We start from the raw sequence: 24,730 nt of genomic DNA on the forward strand, positions 1-24,730 counted from the left end.
AAGCTGTTGGATTTCACCCCGGGCGTGTCAGGTTCCATAGGCTTTCCTATTGTCCGCTGATGAACTGGGCGGGGCCAGTCACGATTGATGGGAAGACGATCAAGAGTCCCAGAACGATGAACTGTGCCGCAATGAAGGGGAATACCCCCGTGATGACCCGCGAGAGCGGAACCCGCGAGACGCCGGCCACCACGTTCAGCACCGTTCCCACCGGCGGGGTCAGCAGACTGACGGCCGTTGCCATCATGAACACAACACAGAAGTAGACTGGATCGATCCCGGCCGCCTTGGCCGTTGGCAGCAGCACGGGAACCATGATGAGGATGATCGGGACCATGTCCATGGCGCATCCGACGATCAGCACCAGAACGACGACGGCAAGCATCAGCAGGCGGGGGTCATGGGCAAAGGGCTCGACGATCGATCCGATCTGATCCGTCAGGCCCGCAACGGTCACCATCCAGCTCGACACCATGGCCGCCGCCACAAGGAACATGACCATGGCGGTGGTCTTGGCGGCGCCGAGGAAGACCGCGAAGAGATCCGCGACCTTCAGTTCCCGGTAGATCACAATCGCGACGAACAGGGCATATACGGCCGCGATGACCCCGGCTTCGGTTGGCGTGAAGACCCCTAGGCGCAGCCCGAAGAGAATGATGAAGGGCAGCAGCAGCGCCCAGATTCCGTCGCGCGCCTCTCTTCCGACCTTCCCCCAGCTCTGGCGGGGCAGCGGTTCCACGGGATCGCGCCGGGCGACGAGGTACCACGTGACGGCCAGCACTAGGCACATCAGCAGCCCGGGGAAGATCCCTGCGATGAAGAGCTTGGTGATTGAGACGTTGCCGATGACGCCCAGAAGGATGAAGCCGATGGACGGCGGGATGATCAGCGCCGAGATGCCCGCCGAGGCGATCAGACCGGCCGAGCGTCCTGGCGCATGTCCGGCCTTGATCATCATCGGTACGAGGATAGTCGACAGCGCGGCCGCATCGGCTGCGGCAGATCCCGAGAGGCTGGCCAGGATGGCCGCCGCAAGGATGGCCACGAACCCCAGCCCGCCACGCACATGGCCGACCATCGCCACCGACAGGTTGACGATGCGGCGCGACAGGCCGCCCGCGTTCATCACCTCTCCGGCGAGCATGAAGAACGGAATGGCCATCAGTGGGAAACTGTCGGCGCCGTTCAGCAGGTTCTGCGCCACGATTTGCGCATCGAAGAAATCCAGATGCCACATCAGACCGATGCCGCTCATAATAAGGGCGTATCCAATCGGCATGCCGATGATCATGCTGCCCAGCAGGCAGCCAAGGAAAATTGCGAGTGTCATGTCATTTCACCCCAGCTTGGCGCAGCGCCGCGGTTTCTTCATCCTGAAGCTCGATCCGGTCGATCTTGCCCGTGACGACGAGCCAGAGCCGCCAGAGCAGGATAACGGCGGTGGACAGACCGAAGATCACCCCGACACCGAAGAACATCGACAACGGCAGACCCGTCGCAGGCGCATAGGTCCGCGTATTGACGGCGACCTGTGCCCAGCTGCCCAGGATGATGAGCCAGGTGGCAAAGAGCATCAGAACATGCGCCACCGCGAGAAGCAGCCGGCGCAGTGGGCGCGGCAGATTGTTCAGGATGAAGTCGAGGCCTAGGTGCCCGTTCTCGTGCAGGACCACGATGCTTCCGATGAAGACCATCCAGACGAAGAGCCAGCGCGAGAATTCCTCTGACTCGGTCAGGCCGGAGTTGAAGGCATAGCGCAGGACCACGTTGCCGAAGACGAGAACGACCATGCCGAACAGGCAGAGGACGATGAACCATTTCAGGATCAGAAGGTATATTTGGAAGAAGCGGTTCATCGGTCACCTCGGCTTGGTGGTGCGTCAGGGGATCATTCGGGGCGACGGTAGTCGGCCAGCGTCTCGTCGGGAACATCGGGCAGGTTCACAACGATATTGTCGGGCGTGCGGCATGTCAGCCAGGTCAGCCCCTCGGTTGTCGACATGTTCGCTTCGACATGCGGCATGTGCGGCGGGACGAAGACAAAATCTCCGGCCGTCATGTCGACGAATTCCTTGTAGTCCTCGCCGAAGTAGATCCGGCCGTGGCCCCTCAGGACATATCCGCCGGTCTCGGCCTCGCCATGGTGGTGCGGCGGGGACCGGAAGCCCGGCTCGTTGGTGACCTGACCGAACCACAGTTTCGTGGCGGGCGTATGCTGCGGGCTGACGCCCGACCGGCGGACACAATCGCCGGACTGGCCCGTGTTGTCATCCAGCGCGGCTGCCCGTGTAACGACGGGAACGACTTGCAGTGTCATGAGAACCTCTTCGGAGTTGCTGGTTTGGGAAGGTCGTGCGGCACCTGCGCGGTGCCATCAGTTCATGTGCATGCCGCCATTCACGTCGATGCAGGAACCGGTGATGTAGGACGACAGCCCGGACGCGAGGAACAGCGCGCTGTTCGCAACGTCGTCCGTTTCTCCGAACCGCCCCAGAAGGATCTGCGGCATGACCTTGGCGGTCAGTTCGTCGTCGTAGAAGTCGCGGGTCATCGAGGACATGATGACGCCGGGATTGATCGCGTTCACCCGGATGCCCTGGGGTGACACGTCCCGCGCCATCGCCCTGATCAGCCCCAGAACGCCGGCTTTCGAGGCGGCGTAGTGCGGCCCGCCCATCAGGCCGCCCCCCCGTTGTGCCGAGATCGACGCGATGCAGATGATCGAGGCGCCGGATGTCATCAGGCCAAGGGCGGTCTGGCACATCAGGAGTGTGCCGCGAAGGTTGACGTTCATCACGGCGTCGTAATCCGCAGAGGTGATGTCGCGGGTGCGACGTGATTGCGTGATGCCCGCCGAATTTACGAGAATATCGAGGCCGCCGAACCGGTCATGGGCCAGCGCCCCGAGCGCGGCGCAGTCGTCCTCGCTGGTGACGTCACAGGGCTTTGCGATGGCTGAGGCGCCGAGGCTTTCCGCCGCGCCGCTCAGTCGATTGTGGTCGCGGTCGGCGAGTATCACCTGCGCCCCTTCCGAAACCAGCTTGCGTGCGACCGCAAACCCGATGCCGTCGGGATTGCCCGCTCCGGTGACGATGGCGGTACGTCCTTGCAATAGCACCTAGCCTCTCCTTTCGTTTGTGAAGGGCGCGGAAGACGCCAAGCGCATGGTGCCACCGCGCGGGCGCCCGACTGGACGGCTGCGCGATGGTGCCGGATCTTGGCGATTGCTCCGATTACTCGGCCTTGGCAGCCTCGGTTTCGACGTTGAAGGCTTCGACCAGAGCGGGATCGAGCTTGCCGGTCACTGTGCCGACCACGCCGGACACCGCATCATGGAATTCCCCGAGGGTGTCCGCCGAGATCTCGTTGACTTCCATGCCCTGCTCCTGAAGGAACTCCAGGGTGCCCTGCTCACCGTCGACAATGATCTGCCGGTTGAAGTCGGATGCCTCGGTGCAGGCCTCCTGCACGGACGCTTTCTGCGCGTCGTCGAGCTTGTCCCAAAACTTCGTCGACACGTAGACGACCGACAGGGTCGTGAAGTGTTTCGTCTGCGTCAGGTAATCCTGCACCTCGTAGAACGAGGCCGCCCGGGTCACGTCGTCGGCGATCTCGTTGCCGTCGATAGCGCCGGTTTCAAGCGCGGTGAAGGTTTCGGGGAAGGGCAGCGGCGTCGGGTTGATGCCCATGGCCTTGAGCGAGTCGATGTAGACCGCGTTCTGGATCGTGCGAATGCGCAGGCCCGATGCGTCGGCTAGCTTTTCGACGGGACGCTTGTTGTTGGTCAGGTTGCGGAAGCCGTAGTCCCAGAAGCACAGGCCGGTGATGCCATTGGGCTCAAGCTTGGCTAGAATCTCCTTGGACACGTCCGATCGGGTGACCTTGTCCATCTGCGCGTAGCTTTCGAACATGAACGGCAGGTTGAACATGTCGAACTCGGGAACCATCGCCGCCAGGCCAGCCGTGGTGGTCACCGCGGCCTCGACGATCCCCCCCTGCGCCGACGAAATCGACTGGATCTCGTTGCCGAGCTGCGCCTGTGCAAAAGGCCGCACGGTGACGGTGCCGTCGGTTTTTTCATCCACTAGCTCGGCAAAGCGGTTCACCGTCTGGCCCATCGTGCTCTCTTCGGCGACGGGGTAGCTGAACTTCATCGTCTCAGCTGCGGTTGCGCCAACACCGGTGGCCGCAAGAAAGGATGCCGCTGCGGCGACCTTGAAAACTGTCATTGGTTTTTCCTCCATAGAGGCCGCCTCCCGCGACCTTCCGTAACGTCATGACCAGAACCCGCGGAAAGGTCAAGAAATATCATTTTGCGATACTTGTTAACTTGCCAATTGGCCGAACATCGCGGGCCCGGATCTGGAGTGGCCGCCATTCTGCACATTTCCGCATCGCAGCATCTCGTTAGTCTAAGAGTATGCTAGAGAGCGACGGTGGGCCAGAGGGTAAGTTCTCCAAGTCCCCTGAGCCGACCAAGGGCGCTCAGCCTCGCTGATCGACAGAAAATACTATTTTTATCAAATTGCGATCTACGGGGCGCGGATGTGAGTGGCCTTTCCCCGCCCAGAGGCCTGATCGAATCCTGACATTCCGCTCACGTGACGGACGGCCCAGTCCGGCGCTCAGCGTCTGACGGAGTTTGATCGGGACCGATCGGCTCCTGCGAGACGGTCAGAGAGCCAGGTCCGGGCATACGCTCCAAGCAACGGGTGGCCATATGGACGACCAAGGCGCGACCGCGGGAGACGACGCACCCCCGATCATGGGCAAGGGCTATCCCGGCGGCGCGCCGACCTTCCGCGCCCGGGATAGACCAAGCAGCCCGACGATGTGACCATCTGCTTTGACATGACGCAACATCCAACGGCAGGGAGAGGCAAACGCGGCACGCCGCGTCAGCAAAGGACTAAGCCGAGGAGTTCCAATGGAAGATGCTGACCGCGTACGCGACACAGCTGAAAAACTGGCTTGGAACGACCGCAACGAGCTACGTCTCGCCTTGGACTTCGAAACCTGGAAATTGGAGGAGGCCGAAGACTCCGTTCCGGAACTTTACCTTCCCCTGCGCGGCGTCAGAAGTTCCAGAAGCTGGGCGTGATCGAGCGCGTCGATACCGCGGGAGAATACTACCAGCCGCGTCGGTGCCCCCTCAGCCCATTCGGAAGGCGTGTCGCCGAGTTTCTGAGGACGGAGCACGACGTCTGGGCATCTGAGCGCGACCGTGTGAAAGCCGATACCCGTGCGGCTAAGAAACCCGGGCCTGCGAGCAGAGTACGCTTGCCGTCGGTTTAACAGTTTTCGCGGCAGCGCTCTCTGGGGATCGCGCAACCGACTTTGCAATAGTGTTTACTGGTCGGTACTCCGCCGATCCCTCCATCCTTCAGCGCGACGGGCACCTCTGGCCGACTCTGATGATGTGACCGCCCCCCGACGGCATCTGTGCGCCCTACCTGGAATGCACCATGGTGAAATCCCCCTTTGAGAAGTAGCGGAAGGATTTTCGCATTTCGCGCATCGGCGGCCCGGGCGGGCTACGTGTCGCGGGGTCTGATGCCGAACCACACCGGTCACAACGCTATCCCTGAGCGCACCCTTGGGGTAAAAAGGTATCAAATTCATCCGCCTCATGCCGCTTCAGGTATCATCGGATACCGCCCCGAGCATTGCGGGAGAGGGGCTCTTCAGGCGACTACGCCCCCCTGAGGACCGTCGGCGCTTGGGCATCCTGCTCTTTTCCCTGCGCGCCGCGATGCCAGGGAGGAAGGACGACCCATGACTGTATCAAATACCGACGCACCCGCCGGGGCGCGCGAGACGATCAACTTCAAGATGATGGCCCTCGGGCCGATCGCCGGGCTGCTGCTCGCGCTGGTCCTGCCCGAGAGCCTGTCGATGCCGGGACGGCTGGCGGCGGGCTCGGCGCTGTGGATGGCGATCTGGTGGATGACCGAGGCGGTGCCGATCCCGGTGACCTCGTTGCTGCCGCTGGTGCTCTTCCCGCTGTTCGGCATCGGCAGCTTCGCGGCCATGGCCGCCCCCTATGCGAACTCGGTGGTCTTCCTCGTGCTCGGCGGCGTGGTGCTGGGGCTCGCGACCGAGCGCAGCAACCTGCACCGCCGCATCGCCCTGCGCACCATCCAGGCGGTCGGCACCCGACCCGACCAGATCGTGCTCGGCATGATGATCGCCTCGGCCTTCATCTCGGCGTGGATTTCCAACACCGCGACCGCGGTGATCATGGTGCCGATCGGGGTCTCGATCCTGCATCTCGTGCGCGATCTCGCCAAGGAGCAGGGGCTCGAGACCCGCGACAGGAATTTCTCGGCCGCGGTGATGCTGGGCATCGCCTATGGCGTCACCATGGGCTCGATCGCCACGCTGATCGGCCAGCCGCCGACCGCGCTGATGAAGGCCTACCTGCTTGAGCAGCAGGGCTATGACATGGGCTTCGCGCAATGGATGCTGATCGGCGTGCCCTTCGCCGCGCTCATGCTGGGTATCGGCTGGGTGCTGCTGACCAAGGTGATCTACCGCTCGGAGCTGCGCGAGCTGCCCGGCGGGGCGGCGCTGATCCGCAGCGAGGTCGAGGCGCTCGGCCCGATGAGCAAGGCGGAATCGCGCGTCGCGCTGATCTTCCTCGGGGCCATCTTCTTCTGGGTCGCGGTGCCGCTGCTGACCAAGATCGCCGCCGTGGGTGCCGCGCTGCCCTTCCTGTCGGGGATCTCCTCGAGCCAGGTGGCAATCGCGGCGGCGCTGGCCTGCTTCCTCGTCTCCTCGGGCGAGCGCGAGGTCTCGGGCCGGCCCGTCGCGCTGCTGACCTGGGACGCCTCGCGCGACATTCCCTGGGGGCTGCTGCTGCTCTTCGGCGGCGGGCTGAGCCTCTCGGCGGCCTTCACCGCCACAGGGCTGTCGGTCTGGGTCGGCAACCAGGTCGCCGCCTTCGGGGACATGCCGCCGCTGGTGGTGCTGATGGTGGCCGCCGTGGTCGGGCTCGGCCTGACCGAGCTGACCAGCAACACCGCGACGGCGGCCGCCTTCTTCCCGATCATGGGTTCGGTGGCGACCGGCGTCGGGATCGATCCGCTGATCATGACCGCGGTCATGACGCTGGCGGTCTGCTCGGCCTACATGCTGCCGGTCGCGACACCGTCGAACGCCGTGGCCTTCGGCTCGGGCGAGGTCTCGATCAAGCAGATGGTGCGGGCCGGGGTCTGGCTCAACGTGATCTCGCTGCTGGTCATCTTCGGGGTCATCGAAACCCTCGTGCCGCTCGTGCTGGCCCGCTGAGCCGCCCCGGTCCTGGCCCCGGTCCCGGCTTTGGCCCCATCGCCGCTGCGGCGGGCGGGGCCAGGGCCTTCCTCTCCGCCCTCCTCCCAGCGGCCGGCGGCCGCAGACGCTCCCAACACTGAGGTTCCCATGACAGACTCGTCCGCTTCGCCCCAGCAGACCGCGGCAGGCCGCGATCTCTGCCGGGCCACGGCGATCCGGCGGATCACCGCCCGCATCATCGAGGCGCCGACCACCCGGCAGCACAAGCTTTCCAACACCTCGGTGCGCCACCAGGGCTACATCTTCGTCTCGGTCGAGCTGGACAACGGCGTCACCGGCTTCGGCGAGGGTTCGACCCTCGGCGGGCCGCGGTGGGCGGAGGAGAGCGTCGAGGCGATGAAGGCCAATATCGACGCCTATCTCGCCCCCGCGCTGATCGGCCAGCCTGCCTGTCTTGCCGAGGCGGCGAGCCTGCGGATGGAGCTTGCCGCCAAGCGCAACTACACCGCGAAATCGGCCATCGACATGGCGCTGCTCGACGCTTTGGGCAAGACGCTGGAGGTGCCGGCGCATGTGCTGCTCGGCGGCGCGGTGCGCACCTCCTTCGAGGCGATCTGGGCGCTGGCCTCCGGCGATGCGGCGCAGGAGGTCGAGGAGGCGCTGGAGATGATCCGGCGCGGCTGGTTCCGGCGCTTCAAGATCAAGCTCGGTTTTGCCGATCCGCAGACCGACCTGGCCCGCCTTGCCGCGCTGCAAAAGGCTCTGCCCGCGGGCACGCCGCTGGTCGCTGACGTCAACCAGGCCTGGAGCGAGGCCGAGTGCATCCGCCACCTCCCGGCGCTGCGCGATCTCGGGGTCAGCCTGATCGAGCAGCCGATCGCAGCGGGACAGACCGCCGCCTCGGCGCGCATCGCCGCCCGCTCCGAGGTGCCGGTGATGATGGACGAGAGCGTCTCGACCCTGGCCGAGGCGGCGCGCGAGAGCGCCGCGGCGACCGGCTCGGTGCTCTCGCTCAAGCTCTGCAAGCACGGCAGCGCGCACAACCTCAAGCGGGTGGCCGGTATTGCGGCCGCGCACGGCGTGCAGCTCTACGGCGGCTGCCTGCTGGAAAGCTCGATCGGCGCCGCCGGGCACCTGCAGGCCTTCGCCACCCTGCCGCGCCTGGACTGGGGCACCGAGCAGTTCGGCCCGAAGATCCTGGTCGAGGACCTGGTGACCGAGGGGCTGCGCTACGCGGACTTCCAGGTGCATCTGCCGCAGGGGCCGGGGCTCGGCGTCACGCCGAACCCCGACGTCATCGACAAATACGCAAGGAAGGAGTGAGCCGATGGGCGAGACCGATCTTCATCCCCGCCTGGCCGCCATGGCCGAGGCGCTTGCCGGGCGGGCGCATCTGCAGCGCCTCGGGGCGCTGTTCTCGGAGACCGTGCTGCTCGAGGTGGGCGACGCGGAATACTACCTGATGTTCCACCGCGGCCGGATCGAGGAGATCCGCCCCGGCCCCTCGCGCAAGATCCCCTGGCGCTTTGCCCTGCGCGTCGACCGCGCGGCGCTGCTGAAGTTCTGGGAGCCTGTGCCCGAGGCGGGCTTTCACGACATCTTCGGCTTCGTGAAGACCGGCCGTGGCAGCATCGAGGGCGATATCCTCGCGCTGGTCAAGAACCTGCGCTTCTTCAAGGAATTCATGGCCCTCGGCCGGGAGGTCTGCGCATGAGCCGCATCGAGCCCATCATCGGACGCTATGTGACGATTCACGTCGGGGGGCGCCCCCACCGGGTCTATTTCGAGGAAGCCGGGCAGGGCCGTCCGGTGATCTGCTTCCACACCGCCGGCGCCGACACGCGGCAGTGGCGGCACATCCTGAACGATGCCGAGATCACGGCGCAGCACCGGATCATCGCCGTCGACATGCCCTGGCACGGCAAGTCGCTGCCGCCCGAGGGCTGGCAGACCGAGGAATACCTGCTGACCACCGAAACCTACATCGAGGTGGTGCTGGCCATGGTCGCCGCGCTCGGGCTGGAAAACCCGGTCTATGCCGGCTGCTCCATGGGCGGGCGGATCGCGCTGCAGCTGGCGCTGCGCCATCCCGAACCGTTCCGCGGCTTCATCGCCATCGAGGCCTCGGACTTTCAGCCCGCCTGGTACGACATCGACTGGTTCCACCGCCCCGACGCCCATGGCGGCGAGATGGGCGCGGCGCTGGTCTCGGCCAATATCGCGCCGCAGGGGCCGGAGGCGGAGCGCTGGAACACCCAGTGGATGTTCATGCAATCGGGCCCCGGCGTGTTCCGCGGCGATCTGAGCTTCTACACCCGCGACGACAGCCTTGTCGGGCGGCTCGGCGAGATCGACACCTCGGCGCGGCCGCTGCACATCATGGTCGGCGAGTACGACATGACCTGCACCCCCGAGGATGCCGAGCGCACCGCCCGGGCCATTCCCGGGGCCACGCTTGCCCTCATGCCCGGCATCGGCCATTTTCCGATGAGCGAGAACCCTGCGGCGTTCCGGCCGCATTTCATCGCGGCGCTGGCGCGCATGGGCTAGCGGGGGCAGGGCGAGCGCGGGCAGGGCGCGGCAGGAGAGCCGATGGAGCTGAAACGGCTGAGATATTTCCTCGCGGTGGCCGAGGAATTGCACTTCGGCCGCGCCGCCGCCCGGCTCGACATGGCGCAGCCGCCGCTCAGCCGCCAGATCGCCGCGCTCGAGGCGGATCTCGGCGCCAAGCTCTTCGACCGCTCGCGCAGCCAGATCCGCCTCACCCCGGCGGGCGAGCTGTTCCTCGAGCGGGCGCGCGACCTGGTCGAGCGGCTCGACAGCGCCTTTCGCGAGACCCGGCTCATCGGCGAGGGCGGCGCGGGGCGGCTGCGGGTGGGCTTTGTCGGCTCGGCCACCCACGGGCCGCTGCCCGAGGTGATCAAGACCTACCGCGCGCAATATCCCGGGGTCGATCTGATGCTCTCGGCGATGAACAACGCCGAACTCGAGCGCGCGCTGGCCCAGCAGGATCTCGATATCGCCGTGGCGCGCCCGGCGCTGAAGGGCGAGGAGTTGCGCACGCTCCGGCTGGTCGAGGAGGCGCTGGTCCTGGCGGTGCCGGAAAGCGCGCCGCTGGCCACGCGCGGCGCGGCGATCCCGCTGCCCGAGGTCGAGGCCGAGACCTTCGTGCTCTACCCGCACCGGCCGCGGCCGAGCTTTGCCGACGACGTGCTGCGCTGCTGCGAGATGAACGGCTTCATCCCCCGCGACCAGGTCTTTGCGCAGGACTACCAGACCGCCATCTCGCTGGTCTCGGTCGGGGTCGGCCTGTGCATGGTGCCCGAGAGCGTCAGCCGCGTCAGCCGCCCCGGCGTCGTCTTTCGCCGCTTCGAGGGGCACAACCCCGGCACCCGGCTGACGATCTGCGCGCGGCGCGACAACCGGCTGGCGCATGTGACCAATTTCTTCACCGTCACGCAAAGGCTGCTCCGGCAGGGCGGCTGAGCTGCGAGACAGGGCCGGGCAGGGCGCGCCGGCCCCCGGCGCGGCGGTTGGCCGCGAAGACGAGAGCCTGGCGGGACACGAATGGGCTCTTGAGACGTTGGGGGTACTGCACTGCCCCCACTCAGGACTTCCTTGATGCCTTCCGAGCCCTTTTTCGAGCTTGCCCCCTATCACCTCACCCTGGCCATCGGCGGCCTTGTCGTCATCCTCGCGCAATGGCTGCCCCGCCTCGTCTCGCGGCGCGAGCCCGCGGCGGCGGCGCTGATGATCCTGTTCGGGGCCGGGGCAGCGCTGCTGTTTCCCGGAGCGGCGCCGATGCCCGATCCGCGGCAGACCCCGCTGCCCTGGGAGCTGATGAGCGAGATGGCGGTGATCGTCGCGCTCTTTGGCGCGGGCATGCGCATCGACGAGCTCGGACCCTTGCGGCGCTGGCGCCCGACCTGGCGGCTGCTGGGGATCGCGATGCCGCTGACCATCATCGCGGTGGCCTGGCTCGGCACCGGGCTGGTCGGGCTGACGCTTGCGGGGGCGATCCTGCTGGGCGCGGTGCTGGCGCCGACCGACCCGGTGCTGGCCTCGGACGTGCAGGTCGGCCCGCCGCATCAGGGCCGCGAGCATCCCGTGCGCTTTGCCCTGACCACCGAGGCGGGGCTGAACGACGGGCTGGCCTTTCCCTTCGTCTATCTTGGCCTGCTCATCGCGGCGGAGGGGCTGTCGCCGGCGACATGGGGGACAGAGTGGCTGCTGCAGGACGTGCTCTACCGAACCGTGGTGGGGGCCGTGTCCGGCTGGCTCGGCGCGCGGCTCTTGGGGGTCATCCTCTTCAGCGTGCCGCGCGGCGCGGTGCTGGCCGACACCGCCGCCGGCGTGCTGGCGCTGGCGGGCATCGTGCTCTGCTACGGCTCGACCGAACTCGTCGAGGGCTACGGCTTCATCGCGGTCGCGGTCATGGGGCTGACGCTGCGCCGGGTGGAGAAGGACCATGCCTTCCACCGCCGGCTGCACGATTTTTCCGAGAGCATCGAACATGCGCTGACCGCCTTGCTGCTGGTGGCCCTGGGCAGCGCCCTGCCGCGGCTCTTCGTCGACCTGACCTGGACGCATCTCGTCGTGGCGCTGCTGCTGCTGCTGATCATCCGGCCGCTGGCCGGCTGGCTGGCGCTGCTGGGCACCGACCTTGGCCGACGCGACCGGGCGGTGATGGCGGTCTACGGCGTGCGCGGGATCGGCTCGATCTATTACCTCGCCTACGCGGCGAGCCACGTGGAGTTCGCCGACGAGGCCGAGATCTGGTCGCTGGTGGCGCTGGTGATCGTGCTGTCGACGGTGCTGCACGGCTTCAGCGTGGGCTGGGCGGTGGACCGGCTCGACGAGGGCGAGGGCAAGGGCTGACGCCTTGCCCTTCGGGCCTCTCGGGGGCAAGACGGTTCCCGAGGCGGGCAGCTTCCCGAACGCAAGGGCCCGGCCTTCCGGCCGGGCCCTCCAGGTCCTGCTTGCGGGAGTGGGCCCGTTCAGGCGCAGGATCAGACCCAGTAGTTGGGCACGCCGTAATAGTCGTGCGTGCGGGCCTCCCAGTCGCGGTCCCGGTGCCAGTCGTCCCCGCGCTCCGGCGCCCCCTCCAGCTGCTCGGACGTGATGTCGGTCACATATCCGCCACGGCTGGTGTCGTAGCTCAGCTTGGCCCAGGGGATCGGGTGGTGGTCTTCCCCCATCCCCAGAAAGCCTCCGAAGCCCATCACCGCATAGGCCACCTTGCCGGTCGCCTTGTCGATGGTGAGGTGGTCGATCGTGCCGATGTGCTCGCCGGTGCGGGAATAGACCGCGGTGCCGTTGACCTTGTCGGACGAAATCATTGTCGAGCTCTCATGCATCGTGACATCTCCTCCTGATGTGGCAGTAAAACGGGCAGGTAGGGGGCAATGTTCCGGCATACGCCGGGGCGGACGGCGGGAAAGAGCGCCTTTCCGCCGAGGCCGCGCGCCGGGCAGAGGCGGGGGCTCTTGCCTGCGCTCATGGGGCCCGGGGTGCGCGTGGATTGCGTGCAGATCAGGCCCTGATCAGACCACGATCACGCCCAGGCGTGGTTCCTCAGGGCACCCGGGTTGCGAAGCGTGATGCTGCCGTAGCTGGTCTCGATCCAGCCGTGCGCCTCGAAATTCCGGAGGACCGAATTCGCGGTGTGCCGCGAGGTGTTCGTCATCTCGCTGAGCTCCGCCTGGGTGACCCTGCAGGACGCGCCCACGCGGGCATCCCCCGGGCCGACCTCGAAGAGGCGCAGCAGGACGGCGGCGACGCGGGCATCGGTCTTGCGGATCAGCAGATCGGACACGACGCGCGCCATGATCACCTGGTTGTACTCGGACAGCGACATGAGCTCCCGCTCCGCGCCGGCGACACTCTGGACGATCTGGTTGAGCGCGGAAGCGGGCAGGGAAAGCACCGTCGAGGGCTCCATGGCCTTGAAGCTCAGGTAGCGCGGCCGTCCGCTGACGATCGGCCCCTGCCCGAACCAGGCGCCCTCGCGGAAGATGTGGCCGAGGACGATGCCGGCAGACTCGCTCATGGCATAGGTGCCGAAGCTGCCCGCCACGACCCCGTAGATGCCGCCCGTGTCGTCGCCGCCGTGATGCGGGTAATCGCCCGGAGTGTAGTGCCGCAGCCGCGCCCGCGCCCGGACGGCGGCGCGGAAAGCGTCGCTGCGCTCTCCGAGCCACCCGAGGGTGGCGATGATCCAGGTTTTGTCCTCGAGCGTATCACCCAGCATGAAATCCCCCAATCGTGACCCCCAAATGTTGGATTTTGAACAATTGCCGCGGGGGAATGCAATATGGAGCCCGACGCGCAGGGACGTTTGCTGCCGGCAGCATGGCATCAGCCGTGCTGTCCAGGCGCCGTTCGCGCCGCCCGGACCCGTGTCGTTAAAGAGTTTAGGACTGTCCTGATGAAGAATTTGGAAAGAAAAGCAAAAGACCTCAGGGCCATCATCCTGGTCATCTTCGCGGTCTGGGGCCTGGTTCTCGTCGCCATCGCTGCGGCGCTGGTCTCGATCTTCATGACGTAACGCGGGTTGGGAGCTGGGTGTGTCGGGTGCTTGAGCGGGCAGGTGCGAGCGGGCCGGTTGGTGGGTTGCAGATGCGAAGCGGCTCAGGCGATCCGCGATCTCGGGGATCGACATTTTGGCCTCGCGCCACTTGGCAATCTTGATCCTGCGCCGCTCACGCAGATCCAGCTCTTTGTGCGCCATTGTCCGTTCTCCTTGCTTTCAGCAAGATAGGGGATTTGTCGCAACCCAGTTTAGAATGTGCCCGCTACACACGAGAAACACGTATAATGCGATTTATGTTCCAATTATAGTTTGTCTATGCCGAACAGTCCTTCGCGCAGAGCCCCTCGCTTCTCTGGGTAAGTTGCTGCTGCTGACACGGCTCTAAATTCGCGGCAGAACTACTTTGGGTAGATTCTCCATGTAAGAATTAGCTTCAATAGATGACCTATGGATATGCCCAAAAGATGAGCGGTTTGCTCTAGGCTATCTCATGTAGCCGCCGCGTCAGAAGCAGCGTTACCTCTGGTGCGAGATCAAGCAAATCACCGTCGTATGATACCCCACAACCAATGGAAAAATGTGCGGTTACAGATACAAGCGCTCAGAGGAGCAGGTGTCTCACCAGCAATCTATATGACGAGGGCATACACAGAAAACTCCTCGGCTGGCGTGAGACGGCCGGCTGGCACATCGGGTTAGACCTTGCTGTCAATCATGTTAAAGGAGACTCAATTTTCTCGGGAGCCTCAGGCCCAAGACTTGGAGTGACACGTTGAGCGACATGAAACGTATTGAGCTGGGCCAGCGCGCGGCATCTGCTTCTCAAGACGAGGATGTCATCGATCTTGGCGCTCTGCTTGGGTCGCTATGGCGGGGTAAAGTGATCATCATCCTGGCGTTTGTCGTCGCGGTACTGATTGGTGGAATCTATTCATACGTGCTGGCCACGCCGAAGTACCGCTCCACAGCCGTAGTGATGCTCAACAACCGCGAAGAGCAGGTTCTCGAGCTGGGCAGCGTCATGAGCGGCCTGGGGTCCGACAGCACGGTGATCAACACCGAGGTCGAGGTGCTGAAGAGCCGGGTTCTGCTTGGCAAGGTTGTCGACAAGCTTGAGTTGACCACCGATCCGGAATTCAACGGGTCGCTCGAGACGCCGGGCACGATCGACCAGGTGAAAGACTTCGTGAAATCCTTGGTCGCCCCGACCGGGGAAAGTGTTGGCAACGGTGACGCGCGGCAGCGTGAAGCCACAATCGACGCGCTTCTTGCAAGCATGACGATCAAGAACGTGCCGCAGAGCCTCGTCTTCCAAGTGACGGTGGAAACAACAGACGCGGCAAAATCCGCAAACATCGCCGATGCCCTAGTGGATCTCTACATCCTCAACCAGCTCGAGGTGAAATTCGAGGCGACCGAGCAGGCGACCACTTGGCTGACTGACCGGGTTACCGATCTGCAGGTGGCGCTGGAAGAGGCCGAAGGCAAGGTCAAGGACTTCCGAGCCAGCACACCGCTGGTCAGCCCCGAGGCGCTGGAAGGCCTCGAAATCCAAGTCAAGGACACGCGCGAGCGGATCACCAGCATGGAGACCGCGCAGGACGCTGCCCAGACCCGGGTCGCCGCGCTTGAGGCGGCGGAAACGCCGCAGCAGCAGGCGGATGCCACCAAGGACCTGCAGCTGCAGCGCATGCTGCCGCGGGTTGACGAGCCGGCGATCGCCGAAAGCTTCAGGGCGCGCTTCGAGCAGCTCGCTGCCCGCGCCCAGGCCGAGCTGACACGCAACACCAGTCAGCTCGCCGCGCTGCAGAACTCCCTTGCGGAACTCGAGCGGCAGACCGAGCAGCAGAGCCAGGATCTCATCACCCTGCAGCAGCTCTCCCGCGAGGCCGAGGCCAGCCGACTGCTCTATGAATATTTCCTGTCGCGTCTCAAGGAGACCTCGGCCCAGCAGGGCGTCCAGCAGGCTGACAGCCGGATCATCTCGCCGGCGGTGGAGCCGGTGCAGGCCTCGGCGCCGCGCAAGTCGCTCATCCTGGCGATGTCGGGCATTCTCGGCCTGATGCTGGGCGCCGCCTTCGTGCTGATCCGTGAAGCCCGCAACCGCGCCTTCCGCACCGCCGAGCAACTTGAGGGCGCTACGGGTTGCGCCACCATCGGCCAACTGCCGATGATCAAGGCCAGCCGCCGCAAGGATGCCATCGCCTATCTCAAGGAGCGCCCCTCCTCGGCCGCCGCTGAAGCGGTGCGAAACCTGCGCACCTCGGTCATGCTCTCGAACGTCGACACCCCCCCCAAGGTCATCATGACCTGTTCGGCGCTGCCCGGCGAAGGCAAGACCACCGTCGCCATGTCGCTGACGCTGAACTTCGCCTCCATGGGCAAGAAGGTGCTGCTGATCGAGGGCGACATCCGCCGCCGGGTCTTCGGTCAGTATCTGACGACCGAGCAGACCGACGGCGTCGTCTCGGTGCTGACCGGCGCCAAGAGCTTCGACGAGGTGGTCACCCATGACGAGCTCGTCGGCGCCGACGTGCTGCTCGGAGATAAGGGTCAGTCCAACGCCGCAGACATCTTCTCGTCGGTGCGCTTCGCCGAGCTGCTGAAGGATCTACGCAGCCGCTACGACATCATCATCGTCGACACGCCGCCGGTGCTGGTGGTTCCGGATGCACGGGTGATCGCCCAACACGTGGACGCCACCGTCTTCGTGGTGAAATGGGACCAGACCCAGCGCGAGCAGGTGATCGGCGCGCTGCGGGAGTTCGAAAGCGTCGGCAAGCCGGTGAGCGGCCTCGTTCTGAACCAGATCAGCCCGCGCGGCATGAAGCGCTACGGCTATGGCAACAACTATGGGCCCTATTCGGCCTATGGGGCCAAGTACTATCTGAACTGAGCCGCACTGGAACCATCCGCGGTGGCAACGGAATAAACGGAATAGGTGTGTCCGGGGAAAGGGAAACTGCGGTCGCGAACTGATTTGCGCAACAACGCCTCGATGCCCTGCGCAATAATGCGGCACAGTAACATCCCTGAGCCGCAAACGGCCGCGCCGAGGGTTGCCAACCAGAAGGAAGGATATAATAAGCGAGCTAACTTTGCGACACAGTCTTGATCGAAGCCTCTCTTTAATCACATCGGCGGATATAAAATTTTGTTTTTGCTTGCGTTAATTGTATTCCTCGCTTCGTCGATCCTGGTAATCTACCCTTACATAATCTATCCGTTTATCCTAAAAGCGCTTCCCTCGCGCCCGCTCCGGCGCGACCCTCGGCATGCCTGCTCGGCCACCCTCGTGTTCTGCGCCTACAACGAAGGCGCAGTGATGCCCGAGAAGCTTCGGAACATCGAGGCGCTCAAGGCCCGTTACCCGGACCTTGAGGTGCTGGCCTTTGATGATGGATCGAGCGATGACACCTTTGCCCAGATGCAGGCCCGACCTGACCTCCTGACCGCGACCCAGGGAGGGGGGCGCAATGGCAAGGCGCATGGGATGAAGCGTCTGGCAGGAATGGCAACAGGCGACATCATAATCTTTACCGACGCCAACGTGTTGCTCGACGAGGCCTCGATTGACAACCTCAGGGCCTGGTACGTGGATCCAGAGGTGGGCGGGATTTGCGGAACCCTGCGCTACATCGGTGCCGAAGGCTCGGCCACCGCGTCCGTTGGCGGCGCCTACTGGCGACTCGAAGAATATCTCAAGAAAGAGGAATCCCGAACCGGCAACGTCATGGGGGCTGACGGCTCCATCTTCTCGTTGCGTCGCGCGCTTTACCCCGAGTTTCCCGACTCGGTTCTGGACGACCTAACTGTTTCCATGGCGGCAGTCTTCGCTGGCAAGCGACTGCTCAAAGTCGACGACGTGATCGCCTATGAACGGTTGGTGGCTGCGCGCAGCGAGGAGTTTGCCCGAAAAGTGCGCATCTCCGCCCGAGCCTTCCATACACACCTCTATCTACGACCGCAGTTGGTCGGCATGTCCCGGATGGACAAGTTCAAATATGGCTCGCGCAAGCTTGTCCGTTGGTTCGGCGGCCTGTTTCTTTGCCTATCAGTGCTTTCGGCGATGTTCCTAGGGGCGCTGATCTCACCTCTCCTCGGCCTTGCGGTGTTGGTCGCCCTAGTCCTGGCTATTGTGATCGGGCCGCGGTTCGAGACCGGCCCGGTCAGCACTGTGACTGAAATCGTCTTGGCACTTATGGCCACATCAATGGGAGTTTGGCGCGCGATGAAGGGGCAGACCGTCGTAACCTGGTCGCCTGCCAAGTCGCGCTGAGACCCGGAGTCTGAAGATGGTGATCCAGAACGACGCAGGGGGCCCGCACCGACCCCAGGCCCTGGCACCGGAGCGCCCGCGACCGATGGCAGCATGTGAGCAGCAGATATGAGCCGGCTTGACAAGATTCGCGTCATGGCGCTGGCGGTCAGCCGCCTGAGCCCCCGGATGTGCTTGTTCATGGGACGCCGGGTGCTGCGCAACAAGCTGGCCCCCCGCTTCCCTGACGCCTATGCGCGCCGGCTGGCCCGGATCGAGCAGGACCTGCCCGCCATCGGCATGCCGCAGGCGCTGTCGCCCGGGCTGCTGGGCATGGCCGAGTTCTACTGCGCCGAGTACCGGCACATGCTGGAAGGGGCACTCGAGGGCCGGATCACTCTGCACGGGCGCTGCGTGGATTTCGGCGCGCCCGGCAAGGTCGACTGGACCCATGTCGTGCCCGAGGAAGGCGACCACCAGATGTGGCGCGTCAAGCTGGGGCACATGGGCTTCCTCTGTCCGATGATGCTGGAGGGCGGGCCCGCCCACCACAACGCCGTCGGAACCTACGTGCGCACCTCTGCCGGTATCCGGCCCGGCGCTCCCGGCACCTTCCGCGGCTTCTGGTTTCCCTACGGCGCATCGCACCGGGTGCTCTCGGTCGGATCGGGGCTGCTGGTGTGCCGTCACCGCGCAGCGCAAGACACGGCCCCCGCCCTGCCCGAGGCGGTGGACCAGGACCTTGCCGCGCTGTTGCGGCGCAACGTGGCCTTCATCCTCGACAACATCGAGCACGAGCTGTGCAACAACCACGTGGAGCGCAACCTGGCCGCGCTGTGCCTGTACTTCAGCCACGTGGACAGGGTGCCGGCGGAGATCGCCACGCGGCTTGAGCGCGACATTGCCGCGCTGCTGGACGCGACCCTGCTGGACGACGGCTGCCAGATCGAGCGCTCGCCGATGTACCAAGGGCTGAGCCTGGCCTCGCTGGGGGTCATGGCCGAGGCGCCCTTCCTCTCCGCTGCCCTGCGCGCGCGCCTAGCCGCCAGCCGGGACCGGGTCGCGCAGGTCTTCGCCGCGCTCTGCCTGCCCGACGGCGAGGTCGCCCTGTTCAACGATGCCTGGCACGGGGAAGTGCCGCACTGGACCGGTCCCCCGGCGCCGGACGGACGGATCCTGCTGCCGGACGGCGGCTACGGGCGGCTGGGCTGGGACGGCGACGTCTGCCTGATGGATGCCGGCGCCCTCGGTCCGCGCTGGAACCCCGGTCACGGCCATGCCGATTTCCTCTCGGTCGAGATCGCGCTGGCGGGGCGCCGCCTGGTCGTTGATCCCGGCACCTCGCGCTACAACACCGGCCCCGAGCGCGAGCGCGAGCGCAGCGCCGCCGCCCACAACGGCCCGATCTGGCAGGGCCATGAACCCGTGGATTTCTACGGCTGCTTCAAGGTCGGCCGCATGGCGGCCGCAATTCTGACACCCGCCGCAGCGCTGCCCGACGACCAGACAATGCAGGGCCGCTTCCGAGACGGGCCGGGCACGCTGTCCCGGACGGTCCGGCAGTTCCCCGGACAGGGCTTTCTGGTGATCGACCAGTGGTCGGCCCCGCAGCCTGCAGGGCAGGTCACCTGGCTGATCCCCGGCACATGGCACCGCCAGGACGCCGCGCCTTCCGAAGCGCCCGCCGCCGCCGCAGTCCTGGCCCTGCGTCACGAGGACGGCACCGCCGCTTGGATCGAGGTGCTCAGCCCGGTCGTCTCAAGCGCGGTCACCGCGGACATCTGTGCCAGCCACTACGGCCACGTCACCCCGGCTCATGCCCTGACCCTGCACCCCGAGGCGGACCGTGGCCACCTGATCACCTGGATCGGACATGCCGCCCCGGAACCGCTGGTCCATGCCGAGGCGGCACGCCTGCTGGATGGGCTCGGGGCGCTGTCATGATCCTGTGCCGCTTTGCTCCTAGCAATCTGACGGGCGGTTCCGACCGCAATCCAAGACCATGTGGCCGGCCGTGCCATACCCGGAGACCACAATGACTGCTTCCTTCGCGGCGGCACCCGCCGATACCCCGACCCCCGCCCCGCGCGCCCGGGTGCTCTACCTGACCAAGGTGGTGCCCTACCCGCCGGCGAATGCCGGGGACGCCGTCTATTCCAGGGGCATCATCGAGGCCATCGCCGTCACCACAGACCTGACGGTGCTCTGCGCCGACAGCGGCGGCACGATTCCCGAGGACCAGGCCCGCGCTCTGAGCTGGAACGTGGCAGGGCCGCAGCGCGGCGGACGCGCCGGATCGGTGCTGTCGCGCTGGCCGCTGATCGCCTGGAAGAGCGCCACCCCCGAATACCTGGCCCGGCTGGACCAACTGCTGACGGAAGACTGGGACGCCATCGTGCTGGACAATCTGGGCCTGGCCCATGCCCTGCCCCGGGCCGAGCGCTACCGCGCGGCCCATCCCGGCACTAGGCTGGTCTATATCTCGCACGAATACGAATACCCCACCCGCGCGGGCAAGTACGACAGCTACCACATGAGCTTGCCCAAGCGCTTGGTGGCGAACCGGGACCTTGCCAAGGTCAAGGCCTCGGAAGAGGCAATGCTGCGCGCGGCCGATATCGTCACGGTCATCAACACCAATGACCTCGTCCCCTTCCGCAAGATCGACCCGGACGTGAAGTACCTGCCCCTGACCCCCGGCTACAACGGCCCAGTCAGCGCCGCGCGCGTGATCGGCCCGGACACTCCCCGGCGCATCCTGCTGCTGGGCGGCCGCCGGTCGGAACAGAAGCAGCAGATCCTGCTGGACTGGATGGAGTTCGCCTACGACCGGATCAACGCCGCCGGCATAGAGATGATCATCGCTGGCGACATGCATGAATCCCTGCACGACACGCTGACCCGGCGCTATCCGCAGACCCAGGTCCTGGGCTTCGTCGCCAATCTCGAGGCGCTGATCGCCTCGGCCCGCATGGGCGTGATCGCCGATACCATCGGCGGCGGCTTCAAGCTGCGCCTGCTGAGCCATGTCTTCGAACGCCTGCCCATGGTGGGGCTGTCCGGGGCGATCTCGGGGCTGCCGACCCCCGAGGGCGCGGGGTATCTCGGGGCCGCCGACCTGCAGGAACTCATCACATTGGTCTGCGCGGTCTGCGACGATACAGACCGCCTCAACGCGTTGCAGGAACGCGCCTTCAACGATTGCGCCGAGGCCTACGCCTGGAGCGCCCGCGCTGAGGCCTTCACGGCCGCGGTCACGGGACAGACGGACGGGCACTTGGTGTGACTAAAACAAAAATCTGGAGAGACATTTCATGAAAGCTGTTCTTCTCGCAGGGGGGCTGGGCACGCGCCTGGCCGAGGAAACCTCGGTGCGGCCGAAACCGATGGTCGAGGTCGGCGGAATGCCGATCCTGTGGCACATCATGAACATCTACTCGGCGCATGGCATCAACGAGTTCGTGATCTGCCTGGGCTACAAGGGCTATTTCATCAAAGAGTATTTCGCGAACTTCGCGCTGCACAATTCCTCGATCGAGGTGGACGTGCGCAATCGTTCGGTCGAATTCCTAGGCAAGAACGCTCTGCCGCCCTGGAAAATCCAGATGATCGACACCGGCGCCGAAACGCTGACCGGCGGTCGCCTCAAGCGCGTCCGGGACTACCTGCCCGAGGACGAGCCCTTCTGCATGACCTACGGCGACGGCGTTGCCGACATCGACATCACCAGCCTGGTTACCTTCCACAAGGACCACGGCCTTGATGCGACGCTGACCGCCGTGCGCCCCTCGGGTCGCTTCGGCGCCACGCTGATCGAGGACAACCGCGTCAAGAGCTTCGAAGAGAAGCCCGCAGGCGACGGCGCGCAGGTCAACGGCGGCTTCTTTGTGCTGCATCCGCGCGTGATCGACCGGATCGCCGGCGATGAGACCATCTGGGAACGCGAACCCCTGGAAGGCCTGGCCCGGGACGGCCAACTGGCCTCGTTCGAGCACAACGGCTTCTGGCAGCCGATGGACACCCTGCGCGACAAGCAGAAGCTTGACGGCATGTGGAACGAGGGCAAGGCGCCCTGGAAGATCTGGGAGTAAGCCTCGATGCCTACGCGTGATTTCTGGTCCGGGCAGCGGGTTTTCCTCACCGGTCACACCGGGTTCAAAGGCAGTTGGACGGCGCGCTGGCTGTCGCGCATGGGCGCGGTGCAGACCGGATACGCCCGTGCGCCGGAGACCGATCCGGCGCTCTTCCCCCAACTCGAGATACCCGGGCTGACCTCGGTGATCGGCGACATCTGCGACCCCGCCCCCCTGAACGCAGCGGTCAAGGGTTGCGACCCGACCATCGCCATCCACATGGCGGCCCAGCCGCTGGTGCGCCTGTCCTACCGCGAGCCGGCCGAGACCTATGCCACCAACGTCATGGGTACGCTCAACGTCCTTGAGGCGCTGCGCCACAACGCGCCGAACCTCAAGGCGGTGATGGTGATTACCACCGACAAGGTCTATCGCAACGACAACAGCGGGCACGCCTTCAAGGAAGACGATCCCTTGGGCGGGCATGACCCCTACTCCAGCTCCAAGGCGGCCTGCGAAGAGGTCGTGTCCTGCTACCGGCAGAGCTATTTCGACGAGGCCGGCATCCCGCTGGCCGCGGCGCGCGCTGGCAACGTGGTGGGCGGCGGCGACTGGTCCGAGGACCGCCTGGTGCCTGACATCTGGCGCGCCATGATGCGCGGCGAGGCGGTGGTGCTCCGCAACCCGGCCAGCGTGCGCCCCTGGCAGCACGTGCTGGACCCGGTCTCTGGCTATCTCGACTATGTCGAGGCGATCGCCACCGGCGCCTGGGCCGACCAGCCCCGCGCGCTCAATTTCGCGCCGGCCGCCGCCAGCCCGATGACGGTGCAGGAAGTAACCGAGACGCTCGGCGCGGCCATGGACCTGGACAAGCCTTGGGAGCTGGCCGAAGGCGCCCAACCCGTTGAGATGAAGCTGCTGACGCTGGATGCCTCGCTCGCCGGGCGCACCATCGGCTGGCGGCCGCAGCTGACCGGGCGCCAGGCCGTGGAATGGACCGCGGACTGGATCAAGCAGACCCGCAGCGGCACATCCGCCCAGGACGCCGTCGATGCCCAGATCGACCAGTACGAAGCATTGCTGAAAGCCTGAGCCAAGGCAGGGAGCACCCGAGATGAAGTTCAACGAAACAAGCCTTCAGGGCGTCTACACCATCGACTTGGAACCGCGCGGCGACGACCGTGGCTTCTTTTCCCGGGTGTTCTGCCGGGACGAGTTCGCCGAGCTGGGACTGGAAACCAATTTCGTCCAGTTCAACACCTCCTTCAGCCGGATCAAGCACACCTTCCGGGGTATGCATTACCAGCTGGGCAAGAACGCCGAGGTCAAGGTCATCAAGGTGGTCCGCGGCGCGCTGCTGGACGTGGTGCTGGACCTGCGCGAAGACAGCCCGACCTTCGGCAAGTGGACCGCGGCGGAACTGTCGGCAGACAACCGCACCATGATGTACGTGCCGCGCGGCTGCGCCCACGGGTTCCTGTCGCTAACCGAGGATGTCGAGATGGTGTATTTCGTCTCGGCCTTCTACGACCCCGAGAACGAGCGCTCGGTGCGCTGGAACGACCCGAAGTTCGGCATTGAGCTGCCCTTCGAGCCGGCGCTGATCTCGGACAAGGATGCCGGCACCCGTGACTTCGACCCGGCCTGGCATCTCGGCAAGACAGCCTGATCACGAAAAGGGAGAGACGAGATGCGCATCTTGGTAACCGGGGCCAGCGGTCTGATCGGATCCGCCATGGTCGAGCGGCTGGCACAGAGCCATGAGATCCTGACGCTGGGGCGCCGCGCCTCGGCGGATTTCCGCGCCGACCTGTCCGATCCCGCGGCCATCGCCGCGCTGGAGCTGCCGGCCATCGATGCACTGGTCCATTGTGCAGGCGTGGTAGACGAGGATTTCCGCGACCATCCCGAGCGGGCCATGCAGATGGCGATGTTCGGCGCCGATGCGCTGGTGCAGAAGGCGGTTTCGGCCGGGGCGGCCCGGCTGGTCTACATCTCGTCGGCCCATGTCTACGGGCCGATGGTAGGCCATGTGGACGAAACCACGCCCTACAACCCGGTCTCGAACTACGCGATCGCCCATTTCGCCACCGAGCAGGTCTTCCGCCGCCAAGCCAAGGGCGCCGTGGCCGGGGCTGCCCTGCGGCCCTGCGCGGTCTTCGGGGACCTGGCCGATCCCTCGGGCTTCCGCCGCTGGTCGCTGATCCCCTTCTCCTTCCCGCGCGACGCGGCGATCGAGCACAGGATCGTCATCCGCTCCACCGGCGAACAGCGCCGCAACTTCGTCGGCACCGCCGACGTGGCGGCCTGCTGCGCCAACTGGCTGGACAGCGCGCCCGAAGGCTGGAGCGGCCTGAACCCGCTGGGCACACTGACCGGAACCGTCTTCGATTTCGCGCAGATCTGCGCCGAGGTCTCCGAGACGCTCACCGGCACCCCCTGCGAGATCACGCGGGTCACGCCCGAGGGCCCGACTCCGGGCGAGGATTTCGACTACGCTACCGTCTCGCCGCTGGCGCAGGGCAACCAGGACCTGCGCCCGGTGCTGGAACGGCTGATGCGCCACGCGCTTGACCAGTAAAAGCAGGAGGCCTG

General features: G+C 65.6%; 22 protein-coding genes. 15 read left to right on the top strand and 7 right to left on the bottom strand.

Going from position 1 to position 24,730, the window contains the following annotated elements; translation table 11 throughout:
- Positions 1–46: 46 nt before the first annotated feature.
- The 5 genes from CEW88_RS23415 to CEW88_RS23435 all read right to left on the bottom strand — a co-directional run bounded on the left by CEW88_RS23415 (position 47) and on the right by CEW88_RS23435 (position 4,229).
- Positions 47–1,330, bottom strand: a complete 1,284-nt coding sequence (locus tag CEW88_RS23415; RefSeq protein ID WP_108970802.1) for a TRAP transporter large permease — start codon at positions 1,328–1,330, stop codon at positions 47–49.
- 1 nt (position 1,331) lies between these two features.
- Positions 1,332–1,856 (bottom strand): TRAP transporter small permease, encoded by a 525-nt coding sequence (locus CEW88_RS23420; protein ID WP_108970803.1) that lies wholly within the window; start codon positions 1,854–1,856, stop codon positions 1,332–1,334.
- A gap of 32 nt (positions 1,857–1,888) precedes the next feature.
- On the bottom strand, positions 1,889–2,317 hold the full coding sequence (locus CEW88_RS23425) for a cupin domain-containing protein (protein ID WP_108970804.1): 429 nt from the start codon (positions 2,315–2,317) through the stop codon (positions 1,889–1,891).
- A 57-nt stretch (positions 2,318–2,374) separates the two neighbouring features.
- Positions 2,375–3,118, bottom strand: a complete 744-nt coding sequence (locus CEW88_RS23430) for an SDR family NAD(P)-dependent oxidoreductase (RefSeq protein WP_108970805.1) — start codon at positions 3,116–3,118, stop codon at positions 2,375–2,377.
- A 115-nt stretch (positions 3,119–3,233) separates the two neighbouring features.
- On the bottom strand, positions 3,234–4,229 hold the full coding sequence (locus CEW88_RS23435; protein WP_159099716.1) for a DctP family TRAP transporter solute-binding subunit: 996 nt from the start codon (positions 4,227–4,229) through the stop codon (positions 3,234–3,236).
- Between the two features lie 698 nt (positions 4,230–4,927).
- Between CEW88_RS23435 and CEW88_RS24640 the strand changes: the two genes are divergently transcribed.
- From CEW88_RS24640 to CEW88_RS23465, 7 genes are all read left to right on the top strand, one after another.
- Complete coding sequence (locus CEW88_RS24640) at positions 4,928–5,101, top strand: hypothetical protein (RefSeq protein ID WP_159099717.1); 174 nt, start codon at positions 4,928–4,930, stop codon at positions 5,099–5,101.
- 674 nt (positions 5,102–5,775) lie between these two features.
- Entirely contained in the window at positions 5,776–7,290 is a 1,515-nt protein-coding gene (locus tag CEW88_RS23440) for an SLC13 family permease (RefSeq protein WP_193989114.1), read from the top strand.
- A gap of 129 nt (positions 7,291–7,419) precedes the next feature.
- Positions 7,420–8,595 carry a muconate/chloromuconate family cycloisomerase gene (locus CEW88_RS23445; RefSeq protein WP_108970807.1) on the top strand — a complete coding sequence of 392 codons (1,176 nt, stop codon included), beginning with the start codon at positions 7,420–7,422 and terminating at the stop codon, positions 8,593–8,595.
- Positions 8,596–8,599: 4 nt separating this feature from the next.
- A complete protein-coding gene (locus tag CEW88_RS23450) occupies positions 8,600–8,986 on the top strand; it encodes a hypothetical protein (RefSeq protein WP_254694603.1) in 387 nt (128 codons plus the stop codon).
- A complete protein-coding gene (locus CEW88_RS23455) occupies positions 8,983–9,822 on the top strand; it encodes an alpha/beta fold hydrolase (RefSeq protein ID WP_108970808.1) in 840 nt (279 codons plus the stop codon). Before CEW88_RS23450 ends, CEW88_RS23455 begins: the two co-directional genes overlap by 4 nt.
- 42 nt (positions 9,823–9,864) lie before the next feature.
- The gene (locus CEW88_RS23460; protein ID WP_108970809.1) at positions 9,865–10,758 is read left to right on the top strand and encodes a LysR substrate-binding domain-containing protein; all 894 of its coding nucleotides are present in this window, start codon (positions 9,865–9,867) and stop codon (positions 10,756–10,758) included.
- A 135-nt stretch (positions 10,759–10,893) separates the two neighbouring features.
- Positions 10,894–12,150 (top strand): cation:proton antiporter, encoded by a 1,257-nt coding sequence (locus CEW88_RS23465; RefSeq protein ID WP_108970810.1) that lies wholly within the window; start codon positions 10,894–10,896, stop codon positions 12,148–12,150.
- Positions 12,151–12,281: 131 nt separating this feature from the next.
- Here the strand turns inward: CEW88_RS23465 and CEW88_RS23470 are convergent, their stop codons facing one another.
- Positions 12,282–12,629 (bottom strand): PRC-barrel domain-containing protein, encoded by a 348-nt coding sequence (locus CEW88_RS23470; protein ID WP_235940099.1) that lies wholly within the window; start codon positions 12,627–12,629, stop codon positions 12,282–12,284.
- A gap of 197 nt (positions 12,630–12,826) precedes the next feature.
- Positions 12,827–14,002: a Crp/Fnr family transcriptional regulator gene (locus tag CEW88_RS23475; RefSeq protein WP_108970811.1), complete on the bottom strand. Its 1,176-nt coding sequence runs from the start codon at positions 14,000–14,002 to the stop codon at positions 12,827–12,829.
- A 583-nt stretch (positions 14,003–14,585) separates the two neighbouring features.
- Here CEW88_RS23475 and CEW88_RS23480 point away from each other — a divergent pair.
- The 8 genes from CEW88_RS23480 to CEW88_RS23515 all read left to right on the top strand — a co-directional run bounded on the left by CEW88_RS23480 (position 14,586) and on the right by CEW88_RS23515 (position 24,716).
- A complete protein-coding gene (locus CEW88_RS23480) occupies positions 14,586–16,700 on the top strand; it encodes a GumC family protein (RefSeq protein ID WP_108970812.1) in 2,115 nt (704 codons plus the stop codon).
- Positions 16,701–16,955: 255 nt separating this feature from the next.
- Positions 16,956–18,083 carry a glycosyltransferase gene (locus CEW88_RS23485; RefSeq protein WP_108970813.1) on the top strand — a complete coding sequence of 376 codons (1,128 nt, stop codon included), beginning with the start codon at positions 16,956–16,958 and terminating at the stop codon, positions 18,081–18,083.
- 108 nt (positions 18,084–18,191) lie between these two features.
- Positions 18,192–20,006 (top strand): heparinase II/III family protein, encoded by a 1,815-nt coding sequence (locus CEW88_RS23490; protein WP_108970814.1) that lies wholly within the window; start codon positions 18,192–18,194, stop codon positions 20,004–20,006.
- Between the two features lie 91 nt (positions 20,007–20,097).
- Positions 20,098–21,348: a hypothetical protein gene (locus tag CEW88_RS23495; protein WP_108970815.1), complete on the top strand. Its 1,251-nt coding sequence runs from the start codon at positions 20,098–20,100 to the stop codon at positions 21,346–21,348.
- 28 nt (positions 21,349–21,376) lie between these two features.
- Positions 21,377–22,153, top strand: coding sequence for a glucose-1-phosphate cytidylyltransferase (gene rfbF / locus CEW88_RS23500; RefSeq protein WP_108970816.1), 777 nt, complete (start codon positions 21,377–21,379; stop codon positions 22,151–22,153).
- 6 nt (positions 22,154–22,159) lie between these two features.
- Entirely contained in the window at positions 22,160–23,227 is a 1,068-nt protein-coding gene (gene rfbG / locus CEW88_RS23505; protein ID WP_108970817.1) for a CDP-glucose 4,6-dehydratase, read from the top strand.
- A gap of 22 nt (positions 23,228–23,249) precedes the next feature.
- The gene (gene rfbC / locus CEW88_RS23510; RefSeq protein ID WP_108970818.1) at positions 23,250–23,804 is read left to right on the top strand and encodes a dTDP-4-dehydrorhamnose 3,5-epimerase; all 555 of its coding nucleotides are present in this window, start codon (positions 23,250–23,252) and stop codon (positions 23,802–23,804) included.
- Between the two features lie 21 nt (positions 23,805–23,825).
- Positions 23,826–24,716 carry an NAD-dependent epimerase/dehydratase family protein gene (locus CEW88_RS23515; RefSeq protein ID WP_108970819.1) on the top strand — a complete coding sequence of 297 codons (891 nt, stop codon included), beginning with the start codon at positions 23,826–23,828 and terminating at the stop codon, positions 24,714–24,716.
- Positions 24,717–24,730: the final 14 nt, after the last annotated feature.

It is taken from the genome of Alloyangia pacifica, assembly GCF_003111685.1.
Classification (GTDB): domain Bacteria; phylum Pseudomonadota; class Alphaproteobacteria; order Rhodobacterales; family Rhodobacteraceae; genus Salipiger; species Salipiger pacificus_A.